Genomic DNA, 25333 nt, shown 5'->3' on the forward strand with positions numbered 1-25333 from the left:
CGCCGGCTGGAGCAAGTATTCTTATCTAGACACTACGCAGCACCGAAAAGGACAACACGTGGCAGAGAATGCGCGCGACAACAGGGAACACCAGCCCGGCACGGGCGGTCCCGAGTACCACGGCGTGCCCGCCAACGCCCTGCCGCTGACCGCCAACGAAGACCGGCAGTGGGCAACGCTGGCCCACTTCGGCGGCATTCTCGGCTGTATTCCGTCGCTGCTGATTTACCTGATCTTCAAGGACCGCGGGCCCTTCACGGCACAGGAATCCAAGGAAGCGCTCAACTTCACGCTCCCGCCCACTGCCGTGGCAGTCCTGGCCAACCTGCTGCTGTTCATCCCGGGCATCGGCAACTTCTTTGCCGTGATCGCCACCCTGATCTGGATTACGCTGGCATGCTTCTCGGTGTCCGCAGGCATCCACGTCAACCGTGGCCAGCCGCACCGCTATCAGTACAACCTCCGGCTCATCAAGTAGGCGGATGGAGCGCTGCCGGCATGCCCGGTATGTCAGTCCGGCAGGATCCTCCGGACGACGGCGTCAGCCAGCAATCGGCCTTTAAGCGTCAGTACCAGCCTGCCCGCGAAAGCCGCGGCCGGGTCAATCAGGGCATCGGCGATCAGGCCGGCGATCGCCTGCCTGCCGGTTCCGAGCGTCCCAATGTCCAGCCCTGAAGCCAGGCGGGCTTCCAGGAGGACGCGCTCCACGTTCCGGGTGCCGGCGTCGAGGGTTTCCCGCCCCGCCGCAGGGGACAAACCGGAGGACAGGCGCCCGGCGTAGGCCGTGGGGTGCTTGACATTCCACCAGCGGACGCCGCCAACGTGTGAATGGGCTCCGGGACCAATCCCCCACCAGTCATCTCCGCGCCAGTAGGCCAGGTTATGGCGGCATTGCTGCCCGGCGGAACGCGCCCAGTTGCTGACCTCGTACCAGCCAAGGCCGGCGGCGGTAATCAGTTCGTCGGCGAGCTCATACTTGGCGGCGTGGTCGTCGTCGTCAATTGCGGGCACCTCGCCGCGCCGGATCTGTGCGGCGAGCTTGGTGCCGTCTTCCACGATCAGCGCATACGCACTGATGTGGTCCGGCCCGTAGGAGAGTGCGGTTTCGACAGATGTCCGCCAGTCCGCCATGGACTCGCCCGGAGTGCCGTAAATCAGGTCCAGGCTGACGGAGAGACCGGCCTGCCGGGCCCACTGCACCGCCAGCGGGACGCGGCTGGGTGTATGGGTACGGTCCAGGACCTTCAGCACGTGTGGAACGGCCGACTGCATGCCGAAGGACACCCGGGTGAAGCCGGCGTCCGCCAGCAGCTGCAACGATTCCGGGGTTACCGAATCGGGATTGGCTTCAGTGGTGACCTCAGCGCCTGGCACCAGCCCCCACTGGCTGACGGCGGCAGTCAGGATCCTCGCGAGATCATCCGCAGGCAGGAGCGTGGGAGTACCGCCACCGAAGAACACCGAAGTGAGCGGCCGGGCAGGCAGGCCGGAACCGGCCAGGGCCCGCTCAGCAAACCCGAGCTCGGAGATCGCCGTGGACGCGTAGGCATCCTGCGACGCCCCGCCCCCGAGCTCCGTTGCCGTGTAGGTGTTGAAGTCGCAGTACCCGCAGCGGACAGCGCAGAACGGAATATGGACATAGAGCCCGAAGGTCCGGCCGTCCACACCGTCCAACACCTGGGCGGGCAGCAGGCCGTCGGCCGGTGCCGGATCCCCCAGGGGAAGCGCGCTGGGCATTACTTCTTTGCCTTGTCCTTCGATTCGTCAGTGGTCAGGGCCGCAATAAACGCTTCCTGGGGGACCTCAACGCGGCCCACCATCTTCATGCGCTTTTTGCCTTCCTTCTGCTTCTCCAGCAGCTTGCGCTTACGCGTGATGTCGCCGCCGTAGCACTTTGCCAGCACGTCCTTGCGGATGGCGCGGATGCTTTCGCGGGCGATGATGCGCGAGCCGATGGCGGCCTGGATGGGCACCTCGAACTGCTGCCTGGGAATAAGTTCGCGCAGCTTGCCGGTCATCATCACGCCGTAGGCGTAGGCCTTGTCGCGGTGGGTGATGGCGCTGAACGCGTCAACCTGCTCGCCCTGGAGCATGATGTCCACCTTGACCAGGTCTGCCACCTGGTCCCCGTCCGCCTTCCAGTCCAGCGAACCGTAGCCCCGGGTCTTGGACTTGAGGATGTCGAAGAAGTCGAACACGATCTCGGCCAGAGGCAGCCGGTAGCGGATTTCCACACGGTCCTCCGAGAGGTAGTCCATGCCGTTCATCACGCCGCGGCGGCTCTGGCACAGCTCCATGATGGCGCCCACGAAGTCGTTCGGGGCCAGGATGGTGGCTGAGACCATGGGCTCGCGGACCTCTGCCACCTTGCCCGTGGGGTACTCGCTGGGGTTGGTCACGTGGACCACCTTTTTATCCTCCAGCGTGACCTCGTACTCCACGTTGGGTGCCGTGGAGATCAGGTCCAGGTTGTACTCACGTTCCAGCCGCTCGCGCGTGATTTCCAGGTGCAGCAGGCCAAGGAAGCCCACACGGAAACCGAAGCCCAGCGCCGCGGACGTCTCCGGTTCATAAATGAGGGCGGCGTCATTGAGCATCAGCTTTTCAAGGGCGTCACGGAGCACTGGGTAGTCCGTGCCATCCAGCGGATACAGGCCGGAGAACACCATGGGCTTGGCATCCGCGTAGCCCGGGAGGGATTCCGACGCCGGTTTGGCCAGGTTGGTGATGGTATCGCCCACCTTGGACTGGCGGACGTCCTTCACGCCTGTGATCAGGTAGCCCACCTCGCCAACGCCCAACCCCTTGGACGGCGTGGGCTCAGGTGAACTGACGCCGATCTCCAGGAGTTCGTGCGTGGCCCGGGTGGACATCATCTGGATTTTTTCGCGCGGGTGCAGCATTCCGTCCACCACGCGGACATAGGTGATGACGCCGCGGTAGGTGTCGTAAACCGAGTCGAAAATCATGGCCCGGGCGGGTGCGTCGGCGTTGCCAACGGGCGCGGGAAGGTCACGGACGATCTTGTCCAGGAGCGCCTCAACGCCTGCGCCGGTCTTGCCCGAGACCCGCAGGACGTCCTCGGGATCCCCGCCGATCAGGTTGGCCAGCTCGGCCGCGTACTTCTCAGGCTGGGCGGCCGGGAGGTCGATCTTGTTCAGCACCGGAATGATGGTGAGGTTGTTTTCCATGGCCAGGTACAGGTTGGCCAGCGTCTGGGCTTCGATGCCCTGCGCCGCGTCAACAAGCAGGATGGCGCCTTCGCAGGCAGCCAGGGAGCGGGAGACCTCATAGGTGAAGTCCACATGGCCCGGGGTGTCGATCATGTTCAGCGCATAGCTGGTGCCGTCCAGCTCCCACGGCATGCGGACCGCCTGGGACTTGATGGTGATGCCGCGTTCGCGTTCGATATCCATGCGGTCCAGGTACTGGGCCTTCATGTCCCGCGACTGGACCACGCCGGTGAACTGCAGCATGCGGTCTGCCAGGGTGGATTTGCCGTGGTCAATGTGCGCGATGATGCAGAAATTCCGAATGATGGCCGGATCTGTCGCGGCGGGCACCGGGGCGGTGCGGGCCATGGGAGACACGCAAGGTCCTTACTGTTGGCTGCTCAGGTTGTGAACTTCAAGTGTCCCACGTCCGCGCCCGCCCATGCGCACTAGGCTGGCACCATGGTCTTCAATGTCCGGTCCCTGGCCCGCGCCGCCCGTTCCGTCTTTCGCCTGCTGGCTGAACCCCGGCAAACTCCGGACGCACGCAAACCGGCCCGTTCCGCCCAGGGGGTTCCGGCGTCGGGCAATTCTTCCGTCCTGCCGGGAATGCGTCCGCAGCCCGGCCTGGCGTCCCCGTACCCAGGTGACTACCGCGTGAAAGCCGGCGAACAGTTGCGGCTGCGCTACGCCCCCTCCCCCGATGGCAACCCTGACCCGGGCGAAATCGTGTGGACCTGGGTGCCCTACGAGGAAGACCACTCCCGGGGCAAGGACCGCCCCGTCCTCATCATCGGAAGCCACGGCGGATTCCTCCTGGCGCTGATGCTCACCAGCAAGGACCACGACGGCGGGAGGTCGCCATCGCGGGACCACGTGGATGTGGGAGCCGGCGCCTGGGACAGGCAAGGCAGGCCAAGTGAAGCAAAGCTGGACAGGATCCTGCAGATCCGCGAAAGCGACATCCGCCGCGAGGGGGCGGTCCTGGATGAATCCGCTTTCCGGGCAGTGGCCACCGCACTGAAGGAACGGCACGGCCGACCGACGCCACGACGCTAAAGGTCGCGCCGGCCAAACTGGCAACCCTGCGTTGAACTCTGCTAATATTGACAGCTGTGTGTCCGTGCAGGTCGACGGTCACTGAAGGTTGGCCGCCATAGGTATCCCCACGCCGCTCAGTCAAGGCCAGCCGGAAAAGCCCTCTAGACCATTTCCGCATTAAAAAAGAGAGTTCACACGTGGCTAATATCAAGTCCCAGAAGAAGCGCATCCTGACCAACGAAAAGGCACGCCTGCGCAACAACGCAGTCAAGTCCGAGCTGAAGACGGCCATCCGCGCCGTCAACACCGCCGTTGAGTCCACCGACAAGGACGCTGCTACTGCTGCTCTTGTTACTGCCAGCCGCAAGCTGGACAAGGCTGTCAGCAAGGGTGTTCTGCACAAGAACAACGCAGCGAACCGCAAGTCGGCGATCTCCAAGAAGGTCAACGCTCTGTAAGGTTTCCAGTTCTGCTGAACTGATTGGTGGCCGGCTCATTCGAGCCGGCCACCTGCGTTTAAGGTCCCTTTGCCGTTTCGAGGCGGAAGACCGCTGCCTACTTTTGCTTCACCGAGGTGGCGATGACCGTCACTGCATGCTCCACGGCATAAACGGGATCCTTGGCCAGGCCTTTGACCTGCGCGTCGGCTTCCGCTGTTGCCTGGATGGAGCGAACCAGGCCTTCGGGCGTCCAGCGACGGACATCGCGCTGCGCCTGCTCCACAAGCCATGGCTGCAGCCCCAGGTCACGGGCAATCTGCGCCGGGGAGCCCTGGGCACCGGCCACCTTTGCAACGGTACGGAGCTTCGCCGCCAGGGCGGCCACCAAGGGAACCGGATCCGCTCCGGTGGCAAGCGCGTGGCGCAAGGTGGACAAAGCCACCGGGCCGTTACCGGCCATCGCCGCGTCTGCCACCTTGAACGCTGTGGCCTCGATCCGGCCTCCGTAGTACTTGTCCACCATGTCGGCGTCCACAGCGGTGGTGGCATCAGCAATGAGCTGGCTGCAGGCGGCGGCCAGCTCCGACAGGTTCGCCCCCACAGCGCTGACCAGAGCCTGAACCGCGGCGGGCTCGATCCTGCGGCCGGCTGCCTTGAACTCCAACGTCACCAGCGTTGCCTTGTCGCTGTCCTTCTTGAGCGGCTGGCAGTCCACCACCGGCCACCCGCCAGCCTTGACGGCGTCGAGCAGCTTCTTTCCACGGGTACCGCCGGCATGGCGCAGCACCAGGACGGCGTCATCCTCAAGGTGCTCCAGGTATGCCAGGGCGTCCGCCAGGAAGGCATCATTCATGCCCTCCACAGCCTCAACCTCAATGAGCTTCCGTTCGCCAAAGAGCGAAGGACTCACGTGCATCCTCAAAGCGCCGGCTTCATAGGCCGCGGCATTGATCCGGGTGACCTCAACGTCTGGGGCTGCGGCGCGCACGCGTGCCCTGACCGAGTCCATTGCCCTGATGCCAAGGTATTCTTCCGGGCCGCTGATGAGGACAACCGCAGCCGGTTCCACATCCCGCCAGGAAACCAGGTTCTGGGCCTGCGCCTTGGATGTCCTAGACGATGGTCCAGCCACGATGGGTTCCTTCCGGAGGTAAAGGTAGAGGTTCCAAGGTTACCGAAGTGTCAGCGTGTTGGATCGATCATGGTCATGCCTGCCACATTCGCGGTGTCCAGCTGTGGCAGCATGTCAGCGGCTTCTTCCAGTCCGATGACGCGCTCGATGAGTTTCTGCGGCGAGAGCGCCCCTGATTCGATCAGCGCCAGCATTCCGGGGTAGTCGGCCGCGGCCATGCCGTGGCTGCCGAACACGTCCAGCTCCCAGGCGATCACTCGGGCCATGGGAACGCGCGGATCACCCTCAACCGGCGGCAGGAGGCCGATCTGCACGTGCCGGCCACGACGGCGCAGGCTGAGGAGGGCGTCCGCACACGTCTGCTCGCTTCCGACGGCGTCAATGGAGACGTGGCTTCCTCCGGTAAGGGTGTGTACCTGTCCGGGAATGTCCGAGCCGTCCGAAACCAGGACGTGGTCCGCTCCAAGGGACAACGCCACATCGAGGGCCGCCTGGTTCCTGTCGACGGCGATGACCTTTCCGCCCAGTGCCTTCGCGATCATCACGGCGCTCAGTCCCACGCCGCCCGCACCCACAATCGTGACCCATTCATCGGCCTGCAGATGTGCCCGGCCGGTCAGTGCACGGTAGGCGGTCGCGAAGCGGCAGCCCAGGCTCGCCGCTGCCTCAAAGCTGACGCCTTCAGGGATCGCTACGAGGTTGGTGTCTGCTGCGTGGATGACAACCTGTTCGGCAAAGGAGCCCCAGTGCGTGAAACCCGGCTGCTGCTGTTCCGGGCAGACCTGCGCGTTGCCCGTCAGGCACCACTCGCACGTTCCGCAGCCCTCAACAAAGGGCGCGGTGACGCGGTCCCCCACTGACCACTTCGTCACTCCCGGACCGACGTTGACCACAATGCCGGCGAACTCGTGCCCGGGTACGTGGGGCAGCGCGATGTCGTCATGGCCCACCCAGGCGTGCCAGTCGCTGCGGCACAGTCCGGTGGCCGCGACGGCAATGACGACGCCGCCTGCCGGGACCTGCGGCTGCCCGATCTCCCTGACAGCCAACGGCCCGGCGATCCGGTCCATGAATAGCGCTCGCACAACATCCTCCACTTACTGGGTTAGTCCCGCCGGAATGGTCGGGATTTCAAGACTGCCATGGCGGCAGGCAGCCACCAAGCCGGGCCCTGGCACGGTGGGCGGCGTCGAGGACAACCTCGATCCTGCTGTGCAGCACCAGGACCCGCCGCCAGAACAAGCCGGGGTTGAACAGCGCCCACACCAGCAGGACGGACAGCACGGACATCAGGCACATGCTGGCAATGCCTACAGCACCTTCGGACCACGGCAACAAGGCCCCTGGCAGCCCTGCCATAAACCGGGCTATGGCAGCTACTGCAGCAGCACACAGGCCGGCCGGAACATTGAGCGCTGCCGTCAGCCACGGCAGCACCACCACGAACGGGACCGCGGTGGTTCCCAGGACCGTTACCGGGGCCACCAGCGGAGCGGCCAGGACATTCGCAGCGAGGGAGTATGAAGAATAGGCCGGCTGCAGCAGGATCACGATGGGCCCGCACATGACCTGGGCGGACAACGGCACCGCCAGCAACGCAGCAAACCACTGCGGCAGCCACGGAGCCGTCCAGGACATCATCCGGCGGGCCAGGAGGACGATCCCGAGGGTCGCGGCCACGGACAGCACAAACCCCATGTCAGTGGCCAGTGAAGGATCGAAAAGGAGCAGGGCCAGAACCGCCAGGCACACCAGGCTCAGCCCCCTGCCCGGCCGCCCGCCCGCAAGTGATGCCACAGCAATCGAGCCCATAAAGGCCGCACGCACCACCGAGGGCTCAGGACCCACCAGCGCAACGAAGAGCGCCAGCCCCACCAAGGCACACAGTGCTGCCACAGGCCTGGCCAGCCGGAATGAACGCAGCAACATCAGCAACGCGCCCATCACCAGGCTGCAGTTCGCGCCACTGACGGCTGTCAGGTGCGACATACCCACGGAACGCATGGCCTCCTCAAGCTCCGGGTCAAGGGAACTGGTATCTCCTGTAACCATTCCCGGAAGCAGTCCGCGGGCATCAGGCGGAAGAAAGTGCGCGGAGTCCACGTACTTGCTGCGCATGGCCTGAAGCGCCGAATACAGCCGGGTGGCTCCGGCGTCGCTGTCCGCCCGCTGCGGAACGGCGGCCGCCGCATCCTGGGCAGTTGCTGCGGAGAGAACACCCGCTTCCGGATCACCGGGCCGCGACGCTGAGAGCTTTCCGGCAGCCCTGATCAGCTGGCCAGGGACGACGGATTCCCAGTCGCTGCCGCCCATCACCGTGATGCCGATGGTACCGGCGACCGTCCGGACCGTTTCCCCGCTTGCTGTGACCTCCCTGACCGAGGCCGTTACAGCCCAGTTCCCGGCCTCCGGCGCTCCTTCATGGATCCCGGCACCAAGATGGCGTGGCGTGCCTGTCACTTCAAGGACCACAACGACGCCGGCCTCCCGGGCCACAAGGGCTGCGAACGGAGTATCGTGCCGCTGGCTGGATGCTACAGCCGAGTGCGCCGCAGCCGTTGCGGCGAGCAGCAGTGCCACCGCGACAGTGAAGTGGAGGCTTCTGACCGGAGGGCGGGTCACCATGGTGCGTGAACGAAGGCCGTTCCGGTGGGCTGCGCGCGGTTGCCGGCTCCGACGGAGCCGCACAAAAACCAGGCCGGCGGCCGCTGCCACCAACAGGATGCATACAACCGCGAGGATCCATTGCGGGAGGAATCCACCGGCGGCAGCGGCTCCCCAGACCAGCACGACGGCCGGTACCAGCCGAAGGTCCGCCCGGCGGACAGGAACCTCATCTTCGGCTTTGTCCGGTGCGGAGAACCACGTAGCGAAGCGCGCCTTGGCTTTATTCCTGGCTGCCTCCGCCCGCCCGGCCCGTCCGCCATGCGCAGCCAGTGGCCGCCAGTGACTGGCGGGCGGCCGCCTGGCGTTCCGTGCTGCAGGCGGCAACCCGCCCGCTTGTTGTGAGCCCGGAACTGCCTCGATTCCGACGGCGGCGTCAATAAACCCCTGCCAGGGTGCCCTCGATGTCATACGGATACCAGCGGGAGCAGCGTTTCGAGCATCTTGGGCCCGACGCCATCCACGGCATCAAGCTCCTCCACAGTTGAGAAAGGACCGTGCTCCACCCGCCAGTCGATGATTTTCTGTGCGAGGACGGGACCGACTTTGGGCAATGTGGCCAGCTCGGAGGAAGTGGCCGTGTTGAGGTTTACCTTGGCGCCGCCCTGGGATCCCGGCGCACCCGGTGAGGCCGCTGCACCTCCTGCCGCTGGGGGTGACCCGGCGGGTTCCGCAGGCAGCTCTTCGCCGGGACGCGGCACGTAGATCTTCTGGCCGTCCGTCACGACAGCCGCCAGGTTCAGCCTTCCGGGATCAGACCCGGCCGATGCACCACCCGCGGCGATGATGGCGTCGTTGACGCGGCTTCCCACGGCGATCGTCACCACGCCGGGAGCGTTGACGGCACCTGCCACATGAATCACGGCCACGGCTGGCTGACTGGCTGAACCGGCGGCGCCAGGTTCCGCAGTGCCAGTCCCTGCAGTACCGGGCTTCGCAGTGCCGGGCTCCGGCCGCGGCTCCGCGACCCCGGGCTCATTTGTTCCCGCGGGAACCCCAGCACCCTGCGACGCCTCCGTCATGGCCAGCGGGATCACCTCCGTGCGGCCACCGAGCGCCTGCCACCAGAACCAGGCCCCGCCTGCCAGGCATAAGACGGCGACGAATACAGCCGCCCGGATCCCCGTCCGGAACCTGACGACCGCCGAAGCAGGAGGCGAACGGGACGGCAGCTGTGGCGCGGAGGGATCGGTGTACACAAAGAAATCGTCCGCCGCAGTGCCCGGTTCGGGAGTCCCGCCGGTCCCTTCCTCGATCCGGGGGTCAAGGGTTGCCAGCAGCCGCTCGCCGGCATGCCGGCCGGCGGTCCCTCCTGATCTTCGACGTGACATATCCCAAGGCTAGGCAGGCACCCAACCCACCGGAACCCGTGGATCGGGCTATGTGGATAGTTCCGGCAGACCGGGGAGGGCCGGCGTCGTTTCCCCCACGATGACGGCCAGAACGCCAAGCCCTGCGTGTGCGGCCAGCACGGCAGGCAACGCACTCGCCTGCGCCGGCGGGCACTGCGGCAGCGCCTCCCCCAGCCGGCGGACCAGCCCGGCGGCCTGTTCCGCGTTGCCGAAGTGGTGCACCGCCAATCTGGCGCTCCCCGCCGGGCGTGCAGCCGCATCCGCAATGGCCAGCTCTTCCAGGCGGGCAATGGCCTTCGCCGCGGACCGGACCTTCTCCAGGGGAACGATCCGGCCGTCCTGGACGGAAAGGATGGGCTTGATCGCCAGCACGGTACCCAGGAGTGACGCGGCGGCTCCGATCCGGCCGCCACGGCGCAGCTGCTCCAGGCTGGGAACGTAGAAGTAGATCCTGGAGCCGGCAACGCCCCCGGCAGCTGCCTCTGCGACTTCAGCGGCATCCGCTCCGGTACCGGCCGCAATGACGGCATTCTGGACGGCCATGCCCTGAGCCATGGCGACGGTCCGCGTGTCGATCACCTGCACCGGAATCTGCACCCGGGACGCGGCCAGCCGGGCAGCATCGGCAGTGCCTGAGAGTCCGCCGGAAACGTGGATGGAAACCACTGACGAGAACCCGCGCCGCGCCGCAGCAAGGTACGCCTGCTCGAACTGACCAGGGGACGGCCTGGACGTCTTGACCGCGCTCCCTGAAGCGAGTGCCACCGCAATGGTTTCGGAAATGTCATCCTCGCCCTCGCCGTAAATCTCCTCACCCACCATGACCGGCATGGGGACAACGGTCAGGAGACCTTCCGGGGAGCAGCCCTGGACCCACGGCAAAGGCAAGGCAGCGGCGGAATCGGTGACGACCGCCGTCGTCACCGATTCCGGTACCGGGGCAACGGGCACCGGCTGGCGGCCACCGCGCACTGCGGCGAACCGCTCCCTGAGCCACAACCATGCGGCAGTATCACGGTCCGGCATGGATTTGCCTCCTGGTGCTCCACTGGCCGCCGGGACGCCCCGGCGGCCTTTCCGTCCTAGGACGGAACGATGTTGACCAGCTTAGGCGCCCGGACGATGACCGTCCGGATGCCGCGGCCTTCCATGGCGCGCCGCACGTTTTCCGAGGCCAGTGCCAGCTCGCGGAGTGCGTCTTCAGTGATGTCCGGAGACACCTCAAGCCTGTCGCGCACCTTGCCCTGGACCTGGACGACGGCGGTCACCGTGTCCTGGACGAGGAGGGCGGGATCGTGCTTCGGCCAGCCGGCGTTGGCAACTGAGGCCGGGTGTCCCAGAACGTTCCACATGTCCTCGGCAGTGTATGGAGCGAAGAGGCTCAGGATCACGGCCACCGCTTCGGCAGCTTCGCGGACCGCGGGGTCAGCTCCACCAACGCCTGAGTCGATCGCCTTACGCGTGGCGTTGACCAGTTCCATCAGCTTGGCCACCACAACGTTGAACTTGTTGTGGTCAAGCAGCTCGGCAGATTCGGCGATGGTGCGGTGCGTGATGGAGCGCAGGGCGCGGTCGCCGGTGGTGGGATCCGACCCCGGGGAGCTGGTGACGTCCTGTGCCAGGCGCCAGGCGCGCGCCAGGAACTTCGCAGAGCCCGACGGCGAAACATCCGCCCAGTCGACGTCGTCCTCCGGCGGGGAGGCGAAGATCATGGTGAGGCGGACGGCATCAACGCCGTACTTATCCAGCTGCTCACCCAGGTCAACGCCGTTGCCCAGCGACTTGCTCATGGCCTTGCCGCCGTTGAGGACCTGGCCCTGGTTCAGGAGCGCACTGAACGGTTCGTTGGTATCAATCAGTCCGAGGTCGTTGATCACCTTGGTGAAGAACCGCGAGTAGAGCAGGTGCAGGATGGCGTGCTCCACACCGCCCACGTACTGGCCCACCGGCATCCAGTCATTGATCTTGGCGGGATCGAACGGGCCCTCCGTGTAATCCGGGGAGACGAAACGCAGGAAGTACCAGGACGAATCCACGAAGGTATCCATGGTGTCCGTATCCCGTTTGGCCGGGCCATGGCACTCCGGGCATTCCACATTCACCCAGGCCTCTGCCGCAGCCAGCGGCGAGGTGCCCTTGGGAGACAGGTCCTCGCCGCGCAGGTCCGAAGGCAGCGTGACCGGAAGCTGGTCATCGGGCACCGGAACTTCACCGCATGACGGGCAGTGGATGATCGGAATCGGCGTGCCCCAGAAGCGCTGGCGGCTCAGGAGCCAGTCACGGAGCCGGAAGTTCACGAACTTCTCGCCGGTGCCCTGGCGTTCCAGGATCTCAATGGCTGCGGGGATGGCCTGCGCCTTGGGCAGTCCGTCCAGTTCACCGGAGTTAATCAGCGTTCCCTCGCCGGCGGTTGCCTTGCCGGAGACGGCCGGATCCTCCTCACCGGTATCCAGCACGGCACGGACCGGAATTCCGAACTTCCGGGCGAAGTCGAGGTCGCGCTGGTCGTGCGCCGGAACGGCCATGATGGCACCAGTTCCGTAATCAGCCAGGACGTAGTCAGCGGCCCAGACCGGCAGCTTTTCGCCGTTCAGCGGATTGATGGCGTAACGCCCGGTGAAGACACCTGTCTTTTCCCGCTCCGTTGACTGGCGTTCAATCTCGGACAGCGCCTTGACCTGCTCGCGGTATTCATCCAGGGCAGCGGCATGTTCGTCCGTGACAAGCTCGACGGCGATCGGAGCGTCAGCTGCCACCACGAAGAAAGTTGCGCCGTAGAGGGTGTCAGGACGCGTGGTGAACACCGTGACGTCCTTGGCGGGACGGCCGCCGTCGGCCTCGATGCTGAAGGTGACGTGGGCACCTTCTGAACGTCCGATCCAGTTCTTCTGCATGGCGAGGACGCGCTCGGGCCAGTGGCCGCGCAGCTGCTCCATGTCATCGAGCAGGCGGTCGGCGTAATCGGTGATCTTGAAGTACCACTGGTTCAGGGACTTCTTGGTGACCGGCGTGCCACAGCGCTCACAGGCGCCGTTGACTACCTGTTCGTTGGCCAGGACCGTCTGGTCCTTGGGGCACCAGTTGACCGGTGAATCCTTGCGGTAGGCCAGGCCGCGCTCGTAGAACCGCTTGAACAGCCACTGGGTCCAGCGGTAGTACCCGGGATCGGATGTGTGCAGGCGGCGGGACCAGTCAGCCGAAATGGCATAGCGCTTAAAGGATGCGGCCTGGGTATCGATGTTGGCGTACGTCCACTCGCTGGGGTGGGCATTGCGCTTGATCGCTGCGTTCTCTGCAGGCAGTCCGAACGAGTCCCAACCGATGGGGTGCAGTACGTCGAAGCCCTGCTGGCGGAGGTACCGCGCCACAACGTCGCCCATGGCGAAGGCCTCAGCGTGGCCCATGTGAAGGTCACCAGAAGGGTAAGGGAACATGTCCAGGACGTAGCGCCGTTCACGGGAGCCGTCGTCGACTGGCGTGAAGACCTTGAGGTCTTCCCACACCTGCGGCCACTTGGCTTCCATCGCCGCAAAGCTGTAGGTACCTTCTTCAGGGACGCCGGCCCCTGGTGTTGCTCCGGTTTCGGTTTCCGGCTGAACGCTCACTGCTGCCCTCTTCTGTTCTTTACCGCACGTGGTGCGGCCCTGGCTCCTGCTTGATGTTTCCCGCGGTCCCGGCAAGGGGCCGGACACACAAAAGCCCCTCACAATTGGAGGGGCGGCCGCACGGCAATCCGTCTATCCGGACACCGGGCGGCTAGATAAGCAGGAGGATCGCACGCATAAGGCTACTTTAGCGCACTCCCCCATGCTGCAGGCGCATATGCGGAGCTGTTATGGAGGCAGCGACAGTCTGAGGTGTGGGATGTGATTCGTCGAAAAGCAAAGAAGGCGGCCCCATGCCCGGGTGTGGTGGGCACCACGCGGTGGGCCCCCGGCTGCGAGGGCCCCACCGCGAGCTTGCGAGCGGAGGGAGCAGCTGGGGACGGGCGGGGCAGGGGCCGCCTTCTTTGCGTGGTGAGCCGGTCGCCCGACTCAGCCACGATTTCTCTGAAGGACCGCCTACTTCACGTCCTCGTCCACCCAGTCCATCGACTTGGTGACTGCCTTCTTCCAGAGCCGCATCTGGCGGTCCTGCTCGGCCTGGTCCAGCTGCGGTTCCCAGCGCTTGTCCTCGGACCAGTTGGCGGAGAGTTCGCCGAGGTCCTTCCAGAAACCGACGGCGAGGCCCGCAGCATAGGCGGCACCGAGCGCTGTGGTCTCCACGACCTTCGGACGGATGACGGGTACGCCAAGGATGTCCGCCTGGAACTGCATGAGCGCATCGTTGGCGACCATACCGCCGTCGACCTTCAGTTCGGTGAGCGGGACGCCCGAGTCCGCGTTGACGGCGTCGAGCACTTCACGGGTCTGGAAGGCGGTGGCCTCCAAGGCCGCGCGGGCGATGTGGCTCTTGTTCACGAACCGGGTGAGGCCAACAATGGCGCCGCGGGCGTCCGAACGCCAGTACGGGGCAAACAGTCCCGAGAACGCCGGAACAATGTACACGCCGCCGTTGTCCGGGACGGACGCCGCGAGGGTTTCAACTTCCGGGGCGGTGCTGATCATGCCCAGGTTGTCCCGCAGCCACTGGATGAGTGAACCGGTGACGGCGATGGAGCCTTCCAGCGCGTAGTGCGGTGCGGCGTCGCCGAGCTTGTAGCCAACGGTGGTGAGGAGTCCATTCTTGGAGTGGACGATCTCTTCACCGGTGTTGAAGATCAGGAAGCAGCCCGTACCATAGGTGTTCTTCGCTTCACCGGTCTGGAAAGCGGCCTGGCCGAACGTGGCCGCCTGCTGGTCGCCAAGGATGCCGGCGACCGGAACTTCGCGCAGCAGCTGTGAGGTGTGCACCGTGCCGTAGACCTCGGAGGAGGACCGGATCTCCGGCATCATGCTGCGCGGAACACCGAAGATGCCCAGGATTTCCTCGTCCCACTGCAGGGTTTCCAGGTCCATGAACAGCGTGCGGGAAGCGTTGGTGACGTCCGTGACGTGCACGCCGCCGTCTACGCCGCCGGTCAGGTTCCACAGGACCCACGCGTCCGTGTTGCCGAACACGAGGTTGCCGGCTTCGGCCTTTTCCCTGGCGCCGTCGACGTTGTCCAGGATCCACTTGATCTTGGTGCCGGAGAAGTAGGTGGCCAGGGGAAGGCCGACCTTCTGCTTGAAGCGGTCTGCGCCGCCGTCCCTTGCGAGTTCGTCAACGATGGGCTGGGTGCGGGTGTCCTGCCAGACAATGGCGTTGTAGACAGCTTCACCGGTGGTCTTGTCCCACACGACGGCGGTCTCCCGCTGGTTGGTGATGCCGACCGCTGCGATGTCATGGCGGGTGAGGTTGGCCTTGGACAATGCCGAAGCAATCACCTCACGGGTGTTGTCCCAGATCTCCGACGGGCGGTGCTCCACCCAACCGGCCTGCGGAAAGATCTGCTCGTGCTCCATCTGGCCGGTGGAGACGATGTTGCCGCTGTGGTCGAACACAATGGCGCGGCTGCTGGTGGTGCCCTGGTCAATAGCGATTACGTACTGGTTCATGGTGACGTCCTTGTCTATGCTCGGGAGATTGTCTGCAGTGGGATGCACTGCAGGATCAGGATGCTGCGGTGGCGACGATGGGAACGGCTACGGCAACAAGGCCTGCCAGCGTTCCACCGATTGCCGGGCCCACTACCGGAACCCAGGAGTAGCTCCAGTCGCTGGAACCCTTGCCCTTGATGGGGAGCAGGGCGTGGGCGATGCGCGGTCCGAGGTCACGGGCGGGGTTGATGGCGTAGCCCGTGGGACCGCCCAGGGACACGCCGATGCCGACAACGAGGAGGGCTACTGCCAGCGGGCCCAGGCCCGAAGGGGTGCCACCGAAGGTCAGGATCACGAAGACGAGCACGAACGTGCCGATGATTTCGGTGACGAGGTTCCACGGGGTGGAGCGGATCGCCGGGCCGGTGGAGAAGACGCCCAGCTTGCTGGCGGCCTCAGGCTCGGCATCGAAGTGCTGCTTGTACGCCAGCCAGCAGGCGACTGCGCCCAGGAAGGCACCGAGCAGTTCGCCGCCGAAGTACGTGAGAGTGGAGGCGAAATCGACGGCAACGCCCGGGGCGTACTCGTCCTTGCCATTAACCAGCAGGCCAAGGGTGACGGCCGGGTTCAGGTGTGCCCCGGACTGCGCCGCAACGTACACACCCGAGAAAACGGCAATACCCCAGCCCCAGGTCACCATGAGGAACCCGCCGCTGTTGCCTTTAGTCCCCTTCAGCGCGACGTTGGCCACAACGCCGCAACCCAGGAGGGTCAGCATTGCCGTGCCGAACACCTCGGAGAGGAAAACAATTCCAAGAGACATCTTTGACTCCATCTTTTTATGTGAATTCGGTTCTGCCTGGTGTGGAGAACCGTTTGGCTCCTGCCGGCGGGCGGTCAGGAGCCGCAGCCTGGGTGGCGTTTAGGCCACCAGGCTGTCGATCTGTACCCTGTGAAGGCGCTGCAGCACCTCCTGGGCGTGCTTGATTTCGGCGGTGCTGCGGTTGCGGTCCCAGCCGAGGGGTCCGGAGAGGACCTCCGCGGCCTCATTGAGCAGCTCGCCGGTGACCAGTCCCCGGAAGGCCAGGGACGTGCGCCGGATGAAAACGTCTATGAGGTGACCGATCTGTTCATTGGCGGCCATAAATTCAAGTTCACGCCTCGAAAGCTCCCGGGTGGAGCGCAGGGGCCGGTCTTCGCCGCCGTCCAGGTAGGCCATGACGTCCACGGCGCGGGTCCCGTAGCGGGTCAAAAGTCCGGCCGTCCGGTCAGCGTCGCGTCCGGCGGCCATGTGCGTCTTGATCCACTGCTGGACACCCGCTTCATCGGAGGGGAAGCCGGCGCCGCCGCCGATGGGCAGCTTGGCCGTGGAGACCTTACGGGCGACACCGAGTTCGGCCAGCACGTCATTGGTCAGGTGCTCGGCGAGGGCGCGGAAAGTGGTCCACTTTCCGCCGACCAGGCTCAATACGGCACCGGTCCCTTCGGTGGCGCCGGCAGTGCGCCGCTCGATCCGGTAATCACGGGACACGAAACCAGGCTGTGTATCGTCATGCCGGGGCAGCGGCCGGACACCGGAGAACGTGTAGACAATCTGTTCGCGGGTTACCTCAACAGTGGGGAACACATGCCCGATGAGGTCGAAGAAGTAGTCGATTTCGGCGTCCGTGCAGACGGCGTCTTCACTCATGTCCGCGTCGATGTCGGTGGTGCCCACCAGGACGCGGTCCCCCAGCGGGTAAATCAGGACGATCCTGCCATCCGTGTGCTCGAAGAAGATCTCACGGCCGTTGCAGGCGGCCAGCAGCGCGGGATGGTCCAGGACGATGTGGGAGCCTTTGGTGCCGCCCATGAAGGACGACGCCGAGCCCATGGCCGTGTTGGTCTGGTCCACCCAGGCGCCGGTGGTGTTCACAATGACATCTGCGCTGAAATCGAAGGTCTCGCCGGTCAGCTCGTCACGAAGCACCACTGTGGGTGTGGATCCGGCTGCAGGAGCGGGACCCATGGACACCAGTGACACGTAGTTGGTTGCCCTGGCCTGGTTGGTACCGCCAGTGGTACCGCCACTGCGTCCGGCCTTCTCGCCGTCCTGGAGGACGTCGAGGGTGAGCCGCTCAGGATTGTGGACGGAAGCATCGAAGTACGTGGCCGCGTACTTGATGCCGGGGTGGAGCTGCGGAAGCTCGGCCAGCGCCTTGTCACGCCCGCGGAACTGGTGGCGAGGCACCGTGCCGCCGTCCCGGGAGAAGGAGTCATAAATGCTCAGCCCGAGTTTGATCAGGAACGCCCCGCGTTCCTTCGGCTTGCCCTGCTTATGTGTGAGGAACCGTGCGGGTGCAGAAAGGATCCCGGAGAACGTGCTGAAGATCGGAATGGTGGTCTGGAGCGGCTTGACGTAGTGGGGGGCGATGTTCAGGAGCCTGTTGCGTTCCACCACGGACTCGCGGACCAGCCGGAATTCGCCGTTCTCCAGGTAGCGGATGCCGCCGTGGATCATGTGGGAGGAGGCGCCACTGGCACCCTGGCAGTAGTCACCGCGCTCAACAAGGGCAACGTCAACGCCCTGGAGTGCAAGATCACGGAAGGTTCCGACGCCGTTAATACCGCCTCCGACGATCAGCACCTTTGCTGCGGGCCGGTTGCGCAGTTCTTCAACGGACTTTCGATGCGTGGAACTCAAGACTTCTCCCTGTGGCGTGTGCTCGCAGTCATCCCAAGCAGGACGACGCAGTTCTTCAACTATTCTTTGGAGAAATGGAAAATGGAGTCAAGCGCTATGCACAAACGTGCAGAATGGACAGCACATGCCACGTTCAACCTCCTCACAATCGCTCCGGGCTGCACAGATGTACTATCTGCAGGACCTGACCATGGACGCCATTGCCCGCGAGCTGGGCACATCCCGATCAACGGTTTCCCGGCTTCTGTCCGCTGCCCGCGACTCCGGCCTGGTGCAGGTCCAGATCCGTAATCCCACGGACACAGGTCCCGAGCTGGAAGGGATGATCCGGAGCCGGTACAACGTGGACGTGCACGTTGTGCCGGTCCTGGACACACTCAACGAAGCCGAGACGCTGGACAGGGTAGCCATCCAGGCGGCCAGGACCATCGGCCCGCTCGTGGACTCCAACGCCATCATCGGAGTGGCTTGGGGGTCCACCCTCAGCGCCGTGAGCAGGCACCTGACCCGGAAGATCACCCACGACAGCATCGTCGTCCAGCTCAACGGCGCCGGGAACATGCACACCACGGGCATCACCTACGCCAGCGACATCATGCGCAGGTTCGGCAGCGCCTATGGCGCCCGGGTGGAACAGTTCCCCGTACCGGCGTTCTTTGACCACGCGGCCACTAAAGAGGCCATGTGGAATGAGCGCAGCGTCAAGCGCATCCTGGACCTGCAGGCAAGGATGTCCATCGCCATCTTCGGCGTAGGTTCCGTGGATGCCGACTACCCCAGCCACGTTTACGCCGGCGGCTACCTGGACCAGGATGACCTGCGCACCCTGGCGACGTCGGACGTTGTGGGTGACGTGGCCACCGTCTTCTTCCGACGGGATGGCTCCACCAACGGCATCCTGCTCAACCAGCGTTCCACCGGGCCCTCGCTCGCCCAATTGCGCCAGGTCCGGCGACGGATCTGCGTGATCTCCGGAGCATCAAAGATCAACGGCCTGCGTGGCGCCCTTGCCGCAGGCCTTGCCACGGACCTCATCCTGGACGAAGCCACAGCACGCCGACTGGTCAGCTTCGATGGACTGCCTTGATCCAATCGGTAGAGTCAGGGGTATGAAAAACCCGCCCCGCATCGACCTGAACAACGGCGTCCTGATCGAGCAGCTTGGATTGGGCCTGTACAAGGTGCCGCCGGCCGAAGCAGCGGACATTGTGACCATGGGCCTTGCTGCCGGTTACCGGCATTTCGACACAGCCGCCATGTATGGCAATGAGACCGGCCTGGGCAGGGCCATCAGCGGCTTCGCCGGCTCGCCCCATGAACCGGGCGGTTCCGGCGAGACGCTTCCCGGGACGGGCCGTGAAGACCTCTTCATCACCACCAAGGTGTGGAATGACCAGCAGGGCTACGATTCCACGTTGCGGGCGTTCGACACCTCGCTGATCAATCTGGGCCTGGAGTACGTGGACCTGTACCTCATCCATTGGCCCTGTGCCAGGCGCGGGCTCTTCAAGGACACCTACAGGGCCATGGAAACCCTTTACCGGGAAGGCAAGGTCCGGGCCATTGGCGTATCAAACTTCCAGCCGGAGCACCTGGACCAACTGCTGGAAACCGCCGAAGTAGTGCCGGCCGTGAATCAGATCGAGCTACACCCCTGGCTGCAGCAACATGAACTCCGTGACAGGCATGCCCGGCTGGGAATCCGGACGGAGGCCTGGAGTCCGCTGGGGCGGGGACGCGTTCTGGAGGATCCGGCTGTCCAGGCGTGCGCCGCCGAGCACGGGCGGTCCCCGGCCCAGATCATCCTGCGCTGGCACGTGCAGCTGGGCAATATCGTTATTCCCAAGGCCAGTTCAGAGGCCAGGTTGCGGGAGAACTTCAACATCTTCGACTTTGAACTGAGCCCCCGGGACCTCTCCGCGCTTGAATCCCTGGACCGCGGCGAACGCACAGGATCCCACCCGGACCAGGTCCACTAGGAGCCCCGACATGACAGCAACAACCTGGTTCAGCCCCGGGCTCACGGACCGCACTACAGCCGCCCGCGTTCAGGTGGAGGGCGCCGACGTCGCCTACTGGACCTACCAGCCTGAGGACACGACGCCGGATTCCCGCACCATCCTGGTCATCCATGGATTCCGTGGCGACCACCACGGTCTGTTGCGGGTGGCGGACCAGCTCCCGGGACACCGCATCATCATGCCGGACCTGCCGGGCTTCGGCAGCTCAACGGCATTCCCCGCCGGCGCCCACGATGTTCCCGGATATACCAGGTTCGTCAGCGGCTTGATGGCTGCGCTGGGCCTTGGACCAGGGACCGTTCTGCTGGGCCACTCCTTCGGCTCGATTGTCGCCTCGCATTTTGTTGCCGAACACCCGGGAGCGGTGGAGCGGCTCATCCTCATCAATCCGATCGCGGCACCTGCCCTGGAGGGACCAAAGGGCGTGATGACCAGGCTGGCTGTGCTCTATTACCAGCTCTCTGCCCGCCTTCCGGAGCGGCTGGGCCTTGCCCTGCTGCGCAATCCACTGATTGTCCGGATCATGAGCGAAGCCATGGCAAAGACCCGCGACGCGCAATTGCGGCGGTTCATCCACGGCCAGCACCACGCGTACTTCAGCGCCTTCGCGGACCGCCAGAGCCTGCTGGAGTCCTTCCGCGCATCGGTAGGTTCCAATGTTGGCGAGGTGGCCCCTGCCCTGCGCCTGCCAGTGCTGCTTATTGCCGGGGAGATCGATGAAATCGCACAGTTGAAGGACCAGTACGGGCTGCTTTCACGCCTGCCGGACGCCACCCTGAAGATCATTCCCGGGGTGGGACACCTGGTCCACTACGAGACCCCAGCGCCCGCAGCTGCATTCATCAACGACTTCCTGGCAGGTCCCACCGCATGAAAATAATCATCGACGCACGCTTCACCCGCACGGACCACCACGATGGCATCAGCCGCTACGGCGCCAGCCTGATCGCCGCCACGGCAAAACTGGCTGACGTTTCCATGCTGATCAGCGATCCCCGCCAGCTTGCCCTCTTGCCGGATGTTCCGTACACGCTGATCAACAGTCCGCTCTCCCCCACGGAACTCTTCGTGGCCCGCAAGGTTAACCGTCTCGGGGCGGACGTCGTGGTGTGCCCCATGCAGACCATGGGCAGCTGGGGCCGGAAGTATGGTTTGGTCCTAACGCTGCATGACCTCATCTACTACGAGAACCCCACGCCGCCGGGCTTCCTGCCCGCACCCGTCCGGCTCCTCTGGCGTCTTTACCACAAGGCGTACTGGCCGCAACGGCTGCTGCTGAACAGGGCAGACACCGTGGCGACCATCAGCCAAACCACCCGGGCCCTGATGGCCAAGTACCGGCTGACCCGGCGCCCCGTGAGGATCGTCAGCAACGCCCCGCAGCCGGACCAGCAGCCACGTAATCCCGACGCCGGTGCTGACCGCTCCCTGGTGTATATGGGTTCCTTTATGCCGTACAAGAACGTGGAAACCATGATCGCCGGCATGGCGTCCCTGCCCGGGTACACCCTGCACCTCCTCAGCCGGATTACTCCGCACCGGCTTGCTGAGCTGGAGGTCCTGGTACCTCCGGGCGCAGACGTGATCTTCCACAACGGGGTGACCGATCCTGAATACACGGCCCTGCTGCAGCGGGCTACCGCGCTCATCAGCCTGTCCCGGGCGGAAGGCTATGGGCTCCCGCTGGTGGAGGCGATGTCCGTGGGCACGCCGGTCATTGCCAGCGACATCCCCATTTTCCGTGAAGTGGGCGGCGACGCCGTCAGTTACGTTGATCCCGGCTCCCCGGCCGCCTTCGCCGCAGCGGTGCGCCGGCTTGATGACGCCGAACGCTGGCAGGAGGCGTCGTTGCTTTCGGTAAAACGCGCGGGAGAGTTCAGCTGGGAGGACTCCGCCCGGCAGCTGGTCTCTGTGGCTGAGGAAATCATGGCGTCCCGGGGCCGGAAGGGCACCTAACCCACGCTCATCCGCATGGCCCCGGTAGGGTGCCTGTCCGGCATGGACGTCGCCTTTCCACAAGGTTTACTATGAACGTAGTTTCCATGGTGTGAAGGGGGCCGCAATGTCGATGCCCACAACCACCTGGTGGCCACCATTGCCGGAGGCCCCAGGATTTGATCATCTGGTGGTTGAGACGCCCGGGCTGCAAAGCCACGTCGCCGTAATGGGCCAGGGCGAACCCGTGGTGCTGCTCCACGGATTTCCGGAACACTGGTGGCAATGGCACGCGATTGCCCCAACTATCGCTGCGGCCGGCTACCGTGTCTATTGCCCCGATCTTCGCGGGGCCGGCTGGACGGCAGCAGCGGATCGTCGGATTGAACGCAGGACCCGGCTCCGGGACCTGCTTGCCCTCCTCGATGCCCTCAGCATTGGGAGCGCCTACCTTGTCTCCCACGACATGGGCACCATTACGGCATTCCACCTGAGCTACGACTGCCCGGAGCGGGTCCGTGCGGCAGTTCAACTCGCCGTACCACCGGCCTTTATGACATTCAGCCCGAAGATCCTCCCCGGCTTTTACCATCTGCCCCCGCTGATCTGGCACCGTGCTGGGGCCTCCCTCAGGGGTACTTTCTCCGTCCCATACATCACCCGCCCGATGCCCGAAGAAACAGTGGAAACGCACCTTGCTCCGCTGCAACGCACTGAGATCGACGTGGCAGTGCGCGGGCTTTTGCGCGGCATGGTGGTACCCGAAGCCATCAGCCTCGCACGCGGAGACTACCGGCGACGGCGGCTCACGGTGCCGACGCTCGTGGTCTTTGGCCGTCAGGACCTTCCGTGGAGCAGGCATCTGGCGCATATCTGCCGCAATCCCGCACGGTACGCCGACCGGATCGAATTCGCCTATGTGGACGACGCAGCGCATTTCATCACTGATGACGCGCCTGCCGAGGTGGCGAGGCTCACCCTGGACTGGTTTGAACGGTTTGGACAGAAACAACCGAGAGAACAGACAGAACAGGCAGAAGGTCCAGAGCCGACAGAACCAAGTTGACCGTCCGGCCCGCTTACAGGACGTCCGTGCCATCGAGCCGGAGCTGCACCGGCCCGGCTGTCCGCTTGGCGGCGCTGGAAGCCCTTGTTGCGCGAAGGATCCTGGTGACCTCGGCAGCCTCGGCATACGGAATGAACAACAGCGTCCGTACATCGGCTTCCGCGCTGCCGGCTTGCGGCACAGGTGGCCGTCCCAACACCACGGGCGCCGGGCCGGCAGTGCGCAGCTTGATGTCCGCAGCCGCGAGCTGCCGCTGCACTGCGTCAGTGAAGTAGGCAACGTCCGCGGACTGGCCGGTGATCGATGCAATCCGGACCGCGGGCGGAAGCTGCAGTTCCCGGCGCAACGCCAGTTCACGCCCGGCGTAGCCGGACGGATCCCACCGTAGAAGTGCCCCGACGGCGGCGGTGTCCCCCGCAGTGACCACCACCAGGCCGCCCTCCTTCGCGGGCCGGACCAGCGCAGCGGCATTGAACCAGCGACGGAGGGTGTCTTCCCCCGCCCGCAGGTTTTCGCGCCGCAGCAGCGAATCGCCGTCGAGCAGCAACGCCGCGGCATAACCGCCCGTGGCGACCGGTTCTGCCCCCACGGTAGCCACGACCAGGGCTTTGGAATCGCCCACGGACGCCTTGACGTGATCGCCGGAAGAGGTGATGACCGGGCGTCCGGGGAACGCCTTACCCAGCTCTTCGGCAGTCCTGATAACACCCGTGGCACCCCGACGGAGCCGCTGGCCGCCGCAGTGGCCGCATTGCCAGCGTGGCGCCGGCGTCGAACACCATCGGCATTGCGGAACCGAGGCGGACCCGGCACTCCCTGCCACGGCAAGGGGACCCTGGCAGGAGTTGCACCTGGCGGGCTCGCGGCACGTATCACAGACCAGCGACGGCGCATACCCGGCCCGGGCGACCTGGACAAGGACCGGCCCGCGCAGCAGGCCGTCCTGGGCGGCTTTCCACGCGGCTCCCGGCAGCCGTGCAATGCGCGCCAGCGGGTCACGTTCCTGTTCAAAGCTGTCTGCCGTGTTCACCACACGCGGGGTTGCAAGCCGGGTAGCCGGACGGTCTGGTTCCACGGCCACGGCCCAGCCCTGTTCCACCAGCCGCTGGGCCTCGGTGCTGCGGGCGTGGCCGGCCAGCAGGCAGGCGGCCTCTTCCTGCTCCGACCGCAGCAGCAGGACCTCACGGGTGTGGGCGTAGGGCGCACGTTGCTCGATGTGGAGGTCGTCTCCGTCATCCCAGCAGGCAAACAGGCCTGGGCGGAGCACCGGCGCATATGCCGCGGACCGGGTGCCGATGGCCACCCGGGCGGAGCCTTCCAGGAGCCGCAGGAAGTTGCCGTACCGGGCGCCGGGTCCGTCGTCCGCGGACAGCCGCACCACGTCCCCGGCAGGGAGGACTCCGGCCAGCGCCTTCTCAAGACGGTCCAGGTCACGATAATCGGGAACCACAACGACGGCGCCACGCCCTGAGGCACGGACGGCCACTATGGCCTCGGCCAGCAGGGCCGGCCATGCTGCGTCGCCATACCCCTGCAGGGCGGTGACGGCTGCGCGCGGCGAACCTCCTCCGGCGAGGTGGAGCAGGAAAGGGCTGCCACTGCGGTAGCCGGCCCACACTGATGGCATGTCACCTGTGGCTGGCGCTGAAGTTGCCGGGGCCTCGGCGTCGGCGCCTGCGCCTGCACTGTGCCTGGCCAGGTATTCCTTGTCCAGCTTGGCCACGCGGGGTGGCACAGCGACCCTCAACACGTCACTGACTGTCCCGGCATAACGCGCCGCCACGGATTCTGCCAGCCTGCGGACCGCCGGGGTCAGGACAGGCACGGCAGAAACGACCTTGCGCAGCGGAACCAGCGTGTGGCCGGCGTCTGAAGTGGTTTGCCGTTCCAGCAGGTAACCGGAGAGTTCCTGCCCGTTGAAGGTGACTTTAACGCGCACCCCTGGCACTGCTGTGTCATCAAGGCTGGCCGGGACGCTGTAGTCAAAGGGCCGGTCCAGGTGCGGAACACCGGATTCCACCAGGACCCGGGCCACCGGGTTCACGGCCGCGAGGGCAATTCCTGACGTGGCCGCGGCACTGGCGGGAAAGCCCTGGAGCAGGGAGAGCTGGACGCCATCACCCTGGCCTGGTGTTGTACTGGCCACAGCGACCCCCTTTGTTCTTCCACTGCCGTCCGACAGCCACGGTGCGGGCTGCAGCGCCAGTCAACCAGGAACCACCGACATTA

At 65.2% G+C, this 25333-nt stretch carries 20 protein-coding genes; 8 read left to right on the plus strand and 12 right to left on the minus strand.

What is annotated here, in order from left to right:
* The first annotated feature begins 58 nt into the window (after nt 1-58).
* Nucleotides 59-478: a DUF4870 domain-containing protein gene (locus ACPJW8_RS09325; RefSeq protein ID WP_330188350.1), complete on the plus strand. Its 420-nt coding sequence runs from the start codon at nt 59-61 to the stop codon at nt 476-478.
* A 32-nt stretch (nt 479-510) separates the two neighbouring features.
* On the opposite strand, the gene hemW is transcribed toward ACPJW8_RS09325, so the two are convergent.
* Both hemW and lepA read right to left on the minus strand, forming a co-directional pair.
* Entirely contained in the window at nt 511-1737 is a 1227-nt protein-coding gene (gene hemW / locus ACPJW8_RS09330; RefSeq protein WP_330188351.1) for a radical SAM family heme chaperone HemW, read from the minus strand.
* Complete coding sequence (gene lepA / locus ACPJW8_RS09335; RefSeq protein ID WP_330188352.1) at nt 1737-3590, minus strand: translation elongation factor 4; 1854 nt, start codon at nt 3588-3590, stop codon at nt 1737-1739. The genes hemW and lepA overlap by 1 nt, the downstream gene beginning before the upstream one ends.
* A gap of 84 nt (nt 3591-3674) precedes the next feature.
* Between lepA and ACPJW8_RS09340 the strand changes: the two genes are divergently transcribed.
* Nucleotides 3675-4271 (plus strand): type II toxin-antitoxin system PemK/MazF family toxin, encoded by a 597-nt coding sequence (locus ACPJW8_RS09340; RefSeq protein ID WP_330188353.1) that lies wholly within the window; start codon nt 3675-3677, stop codon nt 4269-4271.
* Between the two features lie 179 nt (nt 4272-4450).
* On the plus strand, nt 4451-4711 hold the full coding sequence (gene rpsT / locus ACPJW8_RS09345; RefSeq protein WP_330188354.1) for a 30S ribosomal protein S20: 261 nt from the start codon (nt 4451-4453) through the stop codon (nt 4709-4711).
* Nucleotides 4712-4808: 97 nt separating this feature from the next.
* On the opposite strand, the gene holA is transcribed toward rpsT, so the two are convergent.
* The 9 genes from holA to ACPJW8_RS09390 all read right to left on the minus strand — a co-directional run bounded on the left by holA (nt 4809) and on the right by ACPJW8_RS09390 (nt 18082).
* Nucleotides 4809-5762 (minus strand): DNA polymerase III subunit delta, encoded by a 954-nt coding sequence (gene holA / locus ACPJW8_RS09350; protein ID WP_330188514.1) that lies wholly within the window; start codon nt 5760-5762, stop codon nt 4809-4811.
* A gap of 113 nt (nt 5763-5875) precedes the next feature.
* Nucleotides 5876-6910: a zinc-dependent alcohol dehydrogenase family protein gene (locus tag ACPJW8_RS09355; RefSeq protein WP_330188355.1), complete on the minus strand. Its 1035-nt coding sequence runs from the start codon at nt 6908-6910 to the stop codon at nt 5876-5878.
* Between the two features lie 46 nt (nt 6911-6956).
* Nucleotides 6957-8900 carry a ComEC/Rec2 family competence protein gene (locus tag ACPJW8_RS09360; protein ID WP_330188356.1) on the minus strand — a complete coding sequence of 648 codons (1944 nt, stop codon included), beginning with the start codon at nt 8898-8900 and terminating at the stop codon, nt 6957-6959.
* Nucleotides 8897-9820 (minus strand): helix-hairpin-helix domain-containing protein, encoded by a 924-nt coding sequence (locus ACPJW8_RS09365; RefSeq protein ID WP_330188357.1) that lies wholly within the window; start codon nt 9818-9820, stop codon nt 8897-8899. The genes ACPJW8_RS09360 and ACPJW8_RS09365 overlap by 4 nt, the downstream gene beginning before the upstream one ends.
* 48 nt (nt 9821-9868) lie before the next feature.
* Nucleotides 9869-10867: a DegV family protein gene (locus tag ACPJW8_RS09370; protein WP_330188358.1), complete on the minus strand. Its 999-nt coding sequence runs from the start codon at nt 10865-10867 to the stop codon at nt 9869-9871.
* 56 nt (nt 10868-10923) lie between these two features.
* Nucleotides 10924-13446: a leucine--tRNA ligase gene (gene leuS / locus ACPJW8_RS09375; RefSeq protein ID WP_330188359.1), complete on the minus strand. Its 2523-nt coding sequence runs from the start codon at nt 13444-13446 to the stop codon at nt 10924-10926.
* Nucleotides 13447-13902: 456 nt separating this feature from the next.
* Nucleotides 13903-15417, minus strand: a complete 1515-nt coding sequence (glpK, locus tag ACPJW8_RS09380; RefSeq protein ID WP_330188360.1) for a glycerol kinase GlpK — start codon at nt 15415-15417, stop codon at nt 13903-13905.
* Between the two features lie 55 nt (nt 15418-15472).
* Nucleotides 15473-16222 carry an MIP/aquaporin family protein gene (locus ACPJW8_RS09385; protein ID WP_330188361.1) on the minus strand — a complete coding sequence of 250 codons (750 nt, stop codon included), beginning with the start codon at nt 16220-16222 and terminating at the stop codon, nt 15473-15475.
* A gap of 99 nt (nt 16223-16321) precedes the next feature.
* On the minus strand, nt 16322-18082 hold the full coding sequence (locus ACPJW8_RS09390; RefSeq protein WP_330188362.1) for a glycerol-3-phosphate dehydrogenase/oxidase: 1761 nt from the start codon (nt 18080-18082) through the stop codon (nt 16322-16324).
* A gap of 124 nt (nt 18083-18206) precedes the next feature.
* On the opposite strand from ACPJW8_RS09390, the gene ACPJW8_RS09395 reads away from it, so the two are divergent.
* The 5 genes from ACPJW8_RS09395 (at nt 18207) to ACPJW8_RS09415 (ending at nt 23104) form a co-directional block, all read left to right on the plus strand.
* Nucleotides 18207-19169 carry a sugar-binding transcriptional regulator gene (locus ACPJW8_RS09395; protein ID WP_330188363.1) on the plus strand — a complete coding sequence of 321 codons (963 nt, stop codon included), beginning with the start codon at nt 18207-18209 and terminating at the stop codon, nt 19167-19169.
* Between the two features lie 22 nt (nt 19170-19191).
* Nucleotides 19192-20061 (plus strand): aldo/keto reductase, encoded by an 870-nt coding sequence (locus ACPJW8_RS09400; protein ID WP_330188364.1) that lies wholly within the window; start codon nt 19192-19194, stop codon nt 20059-20061.
* 10 nt (nt 20062-20071) lie between these two features.
* A complete protein-coding gene (locus tag ACPJW8_RS09405; protein ID WP_330188365.1) occupies nt 20072-20977 on the plus strand; it encodes an alpha/beta hydrolase in 906 nt (301 codons plus the stop codon).
* Entirely contained in the window at nt 20974-22059 is a 1086-nt protein-coding gene (locus tag ACPJW8_RS09410; protein ID WP_330188366.1) for a glycosyltransferase family 1 protein, read from the plus strand. The genes ACPJW8_RS09405 and ACPJW8_RS09410 overlap by 4 nt, the downstream gene beginning before the upstream one ends.
* A gap of 169 nt (nt 22060-22228) precedes the next feature.
* A complete protein-coding gene (locus ACPJW8_RS09415; protein WP_425256312.1) occupies nt 22229-23104 on the plus strand; it encodes an alpha/beta fold hydrolase in 876 nt (291 codons plus the stop codon).
* Nucleotides 23105-23117: 13 nt separating this feature from the next.
* Here the strand turns inward: ACPJW8_RS09415 and ACPJW8_RS09420 are convergent, their stop codons facing one another.
* Nucleotides 23118-25250: a primosomal protein N' gene (locus ACPJW8_RS09420; RefSeq protein WP_330188368.1), complete on the minus strand. Its 2133-nt coding sequence runs from the start codon at nt 25248-25250 to the stop codon at nt 23118-23120.
* Nucleotides 25251-25333 lie beyond the last annotated feature (83 nt).

Origin of the sequence: Pseudarthrobacter sp. J47, assembly GCF_049810315.1 — a bacterium.
Lineage (GTDB): Bacteria > Actinomycetota > Actinomycetes > Actinomycetales > Micrococcaceae > Arthrobacter.